The 5,007-nt window shown below is 71.7% G+C and carries 8 protein-coding genes; all 8 read right to left on the reverse strand.

The window, feature by feature from the left end; translation table 11 throughout:
* Positions 1–7: 7 nt before the first annotated feature.
* On the reverse strand, positions 8–223 hold the full coding sequence (locus tag AC3EUJ_RS36930) for a hypothetical protein (protein WP_431969338.1): 216 nt from the start codon (positions 221–223) through the stop codon (positions 8–10).
* Complete coding sequence (locus AC3EUJ_RS36935; RefSeq protein ID WP_431969340.1) at positions 217–462, reverse strand: hypothetical protein; 246 nt, start codon at positions 460–462, stop codon at positions 217–219. Before AC3EUJ_RS36935 ends, AC3EUJ_RS36930 begins: the two co-directional genes overlap by 7 nt.
* Positions 459–1,142: an IS3 family transposase gene (locus AC3EUJ_RS36940; protein ID WP_431969342.1), complete on the reverse strand. Its 684-nt coding sequence runs from the start codon at positions 1,140–1,142 to the stop codon at positions 459–461. Before AC3EUJ_RS36940 ends, AC3EUJ_RS36935 begins: the two co-directional genes overlap by 4 nt.
* Positions 1,142–1,441 carry a transposase gene (locus AC3EUJ_RS36945; protein ID WP_431969344.1) on the reverse strand — a complete coding sequence of 100 codons (300 nt, stop codon included), beginning with the start codon at positions 1,439–1,441 and terminating at the stop codon, positions 1,142–1,144. Before AC3EUJ_RS36945 ends, AC3EUJ_RS36940 begins: the two co-directional genes overlap by 1 nt.
* A 101-nt stretch (positions 1,442–1,542) precedes the next feature.
* On the reverse strand, positions 1,543–2,229 hold the full coding sequence (locus AC3EUJ_RS36950; RefSeq protein WP_431969346.1) for a hypothetical protein: 687 nt from the start codon (positions 2,227–2,229) through the stop codon (positions 1,543–1,545).
* 60 nt (positions 2,230–2,289) lie between these two features.
* Positions 2,290–4,128 (reverse strand): zinc metalloprotease, encoded by a 1,839-nt coding sequence (locus AC3EUJ_RS36955; protein WP_431969348.1) that lies wholly within the window; start codon positions 4,126–4,128, stop codon positions 2,290–2,292.
* Between the two features lie 67 nt (positions 4,129–4,195).
* Complete coding sequence (locus AC3EUJ_RS36960) at positions 4,196–4,408, reverse strand: hypothetical protein (protein ID WP_431969350.1); 213 nt, start codon at positions 4,406–4,408, stop codon at positions 4,196–4,198.
* 46 nt (positions 4,409–4,454) lie between these two features.
* Positions 4,455–4,670, reverse strand: a complete 216-nt coding sequence (locus AC3EUJ_RS36965) for a hypothetical protein (RefSeq protein WP_179280271.1) — start codon at positions 4,668–4,670, stop codon at positions 4,455–4,457.
* Positions 4,671–5,007: the final 337 nt, after the last annotated feature.

The raw sequence follows: 5,007 nt of genomic DNA on the forward strand, positions 1-5,007 counted from the left end.
ACCGCGGTCATAGCCCGTCCGCCCGTGCGCCGCCCGGCGGCCCGGTACCGCGCGCGGAGCGGCAGCGGTGCAGGAACCCGTTCTCGTCGAGGCCGCACAGCGCCGCCATCGGTTCGGCGGGCGGCCGGTCGAAGCGGTACCCCGTCAGCACGCCGAGCAGCTTGCGGCCGTAGCCCGGGCGCGGCGGCCGGCGACCCGAGGGGCCGGGCCGGGCATTCAGCACGCCGCCGGTCTGACGACGCGCAGCCAGCCGATGACCGCGTTGACGGTGTCGTAGTCGAGTTCGGCGATCCTGGCGACGGCGTCCGCGTCGTCCCGGCGGACCGGGACACCGGCGGCGTCGAGGGCGCAGTGCAGCATGACCTGGTGCGCCTGGCTGGGCGGCAGGGTATGGCCCGGACGGATCTGGGTGCGCAGCAGGTAGGAGATCGGCAACGGGGGCGTCGGTCGGTCCGCGGTCATACTCGGATTCCCTCGAAGTAGTCGGACAGGGCTGTGGCGAGGTCGTGCCTGCTGTTCCATTCGCGGTGGTCCAGGAGTTCGGTCCGCGTCCGGGCCCAGAAGTCCCCGATCACGGCGTGGTCGTTGCGGTCGGCGACCAGACCGGTGGGTGGCGCCAGCCCACGGGAGTGGGCGCGTTCGGTGAAGACGAGCGTGGTGAAACGTCCCTCGGGCCGGGGTCCGGGGTGGACGGAGTGCCGCAGCACCGCCCTGCTCAGGGCGTCCGCCGCGACGCCGGCGGCCGGCGAGGAACCCGTGCTCCAGCCCATCAGCCGGCGGGCGTGGGCGTCGAGCACGATCACGCAGAGCAGTTCGCCCTGGCGGGTGGCGAGTTCGGCGGCGTCGGTCACCCAGAGCCGGTCGGGCACACCGGGCCGGCCCTGGAGGCCGGCGCGCCGCATGAGCAGTTCCACGGTGCCGTGGCTGATGGGGATGCCGTGCCGCAGGGTGAGTTCCTCGTGGATACGGCGGTATCCGAAGGTGCCGCGCGAGTCGGTGTGGATGGCGGTGATGAGTTCCGTCAGCCACAGGTGCCGGTTGGCGCGGGCCGAGGGGGGCCGGCCTCGCCAGGTGAAGTACCCCGATTCGGAGATACCCAGGACGCGTGTCGCGGTCCGGATCGGGAGCCCCTCACCGGCCATCACCTGGACGGCCTCGAATCGCCTTTTGGGGACACCACATCGCGCAGCAGCTCGGTGACCCGCCGGTGGACGGCGAGCTCGGTCTCCAGTTCGGTGATGCGCTTGCGGGCCGCGTTCAGCTCGGCGGTGCCCACCGGTGCGCGCCGCGGCCTGCCCAGGTGCGGCAGGTGCGTGCGCCGCCATTGGTAGATCGTCTGGTCGCCGAGCCCGAGGTCCGAGGCGACCTTCTTCACGGGCTCACCGGCGGCCAGCAGGTCGAGGGCCTTGCGGCGCAGCTCGGGCGGGTATCGTCTGGGCACTTCATGCCTCCGGAAGGGCCGGTCGTGGTCCCGGGCCGGGGACCCGTCTGGGGGTTTGGGGAGGTGAGGGACGTGCCCCCGGCCCGGAAGCGGTGGGGGCGTCAGCTGACGTGGCGGTGCATGGTCACGGTGGGCCGGAACTCCCGCAGCGGGCCGGCGCCGGAGCCGGCCGGCACCGCTGCCGCCGCCCGGTCCAGGACGGCCCTGACCTCGGCGGCGAGCGCGTCCGCGCGGCGCTCGATCTCGGAGATCGGATCGCCGCACCGCCTCAGCTCGGCCACCCTGCGCCGGATGTCGGCGAGCCGGTCCCGGTCGCGGGCGCTCAGGGTGAGCGGCCTCGGGGTCGCCACGATGAACTGGTAGGCACCCGCGAAGGTCTGGCATCCGGTGCAGTGCTCGTTGACGGCACGGCTGATGTTCGTGGCGGTGACCCGTCGGATGTCGACACCGGAGGTGGTGACGATCTGGAAGGAGAGGGCGATCGACCGGCACGGGCGGGAGAGCGAGCAGCCGACCGAGGCGGCGACCGCCCGGTTGTGCGCGGTGGCGGCGACGAGCGGCCCGAACTGGTGGATCGAGAACTCCTCGTCGTACTGGACCGGGCGCGCCCGGTTGGCGAGGGTGTGCGCCTCGTCCACGGCGGCGCCCGCGCTGCGGGGGATGTGCGACCCCGATGCCGCGCCGGCCGGGGCCGCGGTGGCGAGGGCGACGAGGCCGGCGGTGGTCAGCATGCCCAGCCGGACGGCCTTGCGGCCCACCGTGCTGGTGTGGGGCTTTCGGTGCGTCACGGACTTCTCCTGTACGGATGGAAGGAATATCGGGGGGGGAGGGAAGGGGGATGGCCCGCGTCAGGTCGGCAGAGGCGCGGGGAAGGACACGGTGAAGCTCGGGATGGGGGGCTCCGACGGCGTCGCGGAGTCCGACGGTGAGGCGGTGGGCGAGCTCGCGGACGGGCTCGGGTCTGCCGTGGCCGTGGTCCGCGTGCTGCTCGGTTCCGGTTCGCTGCGCGAGGCCCGCGGGCTGGGCGACTTCGACGGCGAGGGGCTGCCACTCGCCGACGCGGAGGCGTCGGCCGAGCCGGACTCCGAGGGTGAGGCCGAGGGCCCGGTCGCCGACGGCTCGTCCGCGGCCACGGTCACCGGGGCGGTGGTGACGCTCGGCAGCGGTGCGGGGGCGACGGGGCGCGGGGGCCTGATCTCGGGCACCCCGGGCTGCAGGATGGGGGCGATCGGCGGCTGCGGCGGCAGCGGCTTGGGGGTCACCCCGCCCACCCACGCGGCGCACAGCGCCGCAGCTCCGGCCAGCGTGGCTCCGCCGATGAGGAGCCTCAGCCGGAGATTCCCCTCCGTGGCGCGGACGACGTAGCGGACGAGCCGGCCCCCCAGGCGCACCGACAGGTACGCCGCCCCCGCGAGGGGGAAGATCAGCATGAGGCTGCCGACGACCCCGACCGTGCCGGCGGCGAACTGGCCCTCGGCGAAGGCGGAACCCGTCCCGGTCAGCTGCTCGACCAGGGACCGCAGGCTCGTCTCGAGCAGGCGCGGCAGGTTCCACAGCACGTAGCCGAGTTCGGCGAGCAGCAGGGGCACCATCGTCAGCACCCAGGTGGTGACGATGGTCCGGGCGGAGCGCTTGAGGTCGGAGACCTCGGGGGGTACCGGACGGCCCGGCAGCATGCTGCGCAGGATCGGCTTGATCTTGCCGAAGAGGTCCGGGACGCCGGCGAGGTCACCGAGGATGTAGTAGCCGTCCAGCCGGACGGCCGGCATCAGCTGCTCGATGATCTCGAAGTGGGCCAGGTAGATGGCGGCGAGAAAGAAGGACTGCCCGGTGACGAAGTAGCCGCCGGCCAGGGCCAGCATGAAGACGACGTTGAAGTACACGCCGCCCAGATCGGTGCGCATGCGGCCGCCGCGGCCGATCCGGTAGACGTCGGTGACGTCGGTGTACATCGACGGCCAGATGAGGAAGATGCCGCAGCCGATGGCCCCGGGCCGGGCCCCGCCGTAGCGGCACGCGGAGGCGTGTCCGAACTCGTGGAAGACGAGCGAGGCCACGGTCAGCGCGAACACCACGAGCATGAGCACCGGCTGTTCCAGCACCTGGAGCACCGGTGTCATCGCCCCGTGGACGGCGAACAGCCAGATCTCCATGGCGACCGCCGTCGCGAGCACCGCCGTCACCACCAGCGGACGGTGCAGCCAGGCCAGCGAGCGGGCGATCCGGGCGACCTGCCGCTCGCGGAAGATGACCCGGTGGCCCTTCAGCACGAGCAGAAGGTCCGCGGTGGGTCCGGTGACCTCGTCGTCCTCCTGCCCGAACGGGACGGTGACGCCCAGCGGCTGCAGCTTGTTCTCGATCAGGTAGTGCACGTTCTCGGCACTGACCTCACGGCCGAAGCGCCCGCTCACCCGGTGCGAGATGGCCTCGGTGTCGCGCCGCCCGTCGATGGCACGGGCGACCAGGTACAGCAGCCGGCTCAGCTGGACGACCTGCCCGTCCCCCCTGCGGACGATGTACCGGGGTTCGGTGGTCCCCGATCCCTTGTACTCACCGAGGAGTTGCAGGCCCGCGCCCAGCCGCGGGACGGGGAAGCCCGTGTCGTAGGGGGGAGGGTCCATCACGTCCGCGTCGTACAGCGCCGTCCCCGTGGGGCCGGGGCCCTGAGCAATGTGACCTTCCGTCACCGTCCTGCTCTTCCTCCCGAGACGGACCGCGCCACGACGGGCGCGGTCCGCACACGTACGGGTGTTGTTACTGGCGGATGTTGATGGCCTGGACGGCCTCGGACTGGGCGACCGCGAACGGGGAGAACTGGTTCGCCGCGAGCGACTCGTTGTGGGCGTCGACGTGCGCGATGTTCTTGGTCACGTGCGTGGTCTTGACGAAGCTGAACTTCAGCTTGCCCAGGGCCTCGCGGCCCGGCAGCAGCTCCGCGGACTCGGCGTCGAGCTGGTCCATGTTCATGAGGGGGGATACCTTTCTCGGTATGCGGAAGGAGGTGGAACGCCGGCTACTGCTTGATGTTGATGGCCTGAGTGGCCTGCGACTGGGCGACCGCGTACGGCGACCACTCGTTGGCCGCGAGCGACTCGTTGTGGGCGTCGACGTGGGCCACGTGCTTGGTCACGTGCGTGGTCTTGACGAAGCTGAACTTGAGCTTGCCCAGGGCCTCGCGGCCGGGCAGCAGCTCCGCGGACTCGGTGTCCAGCTCACGCATGTCGAGCATGGGGGATCCTTCGGACGAGGGGTGCGGACGGGGACCGGGTCTCAGAACCCGTCCATCCACACCAGACGATCTGTCTGACGGCGTTGGACAGTAGTCGGACACCACGACCCCGGCAAGCGACTCCGGTGCATGACTGTCCGTCAACATGACGACAGTGCAAGGGAAACGACAGGTGAGAGCACCGGCGGGGACACCGCGAGCGGCCGGCCCCACCCGCCGGATATCACCCGAACGGGTCAATCCGCCCCCTGCCCGATGTGGGGAAGTACCGGCAGACGGGGCGAAGCACGACGAACCGGTGGCTATCCTCTCGATCCCCGAAGCGCTTGGGCCGACC

It is taken from the genome of Actinacidiphila sp. bgisy160 (assembly GCF_057707815.1).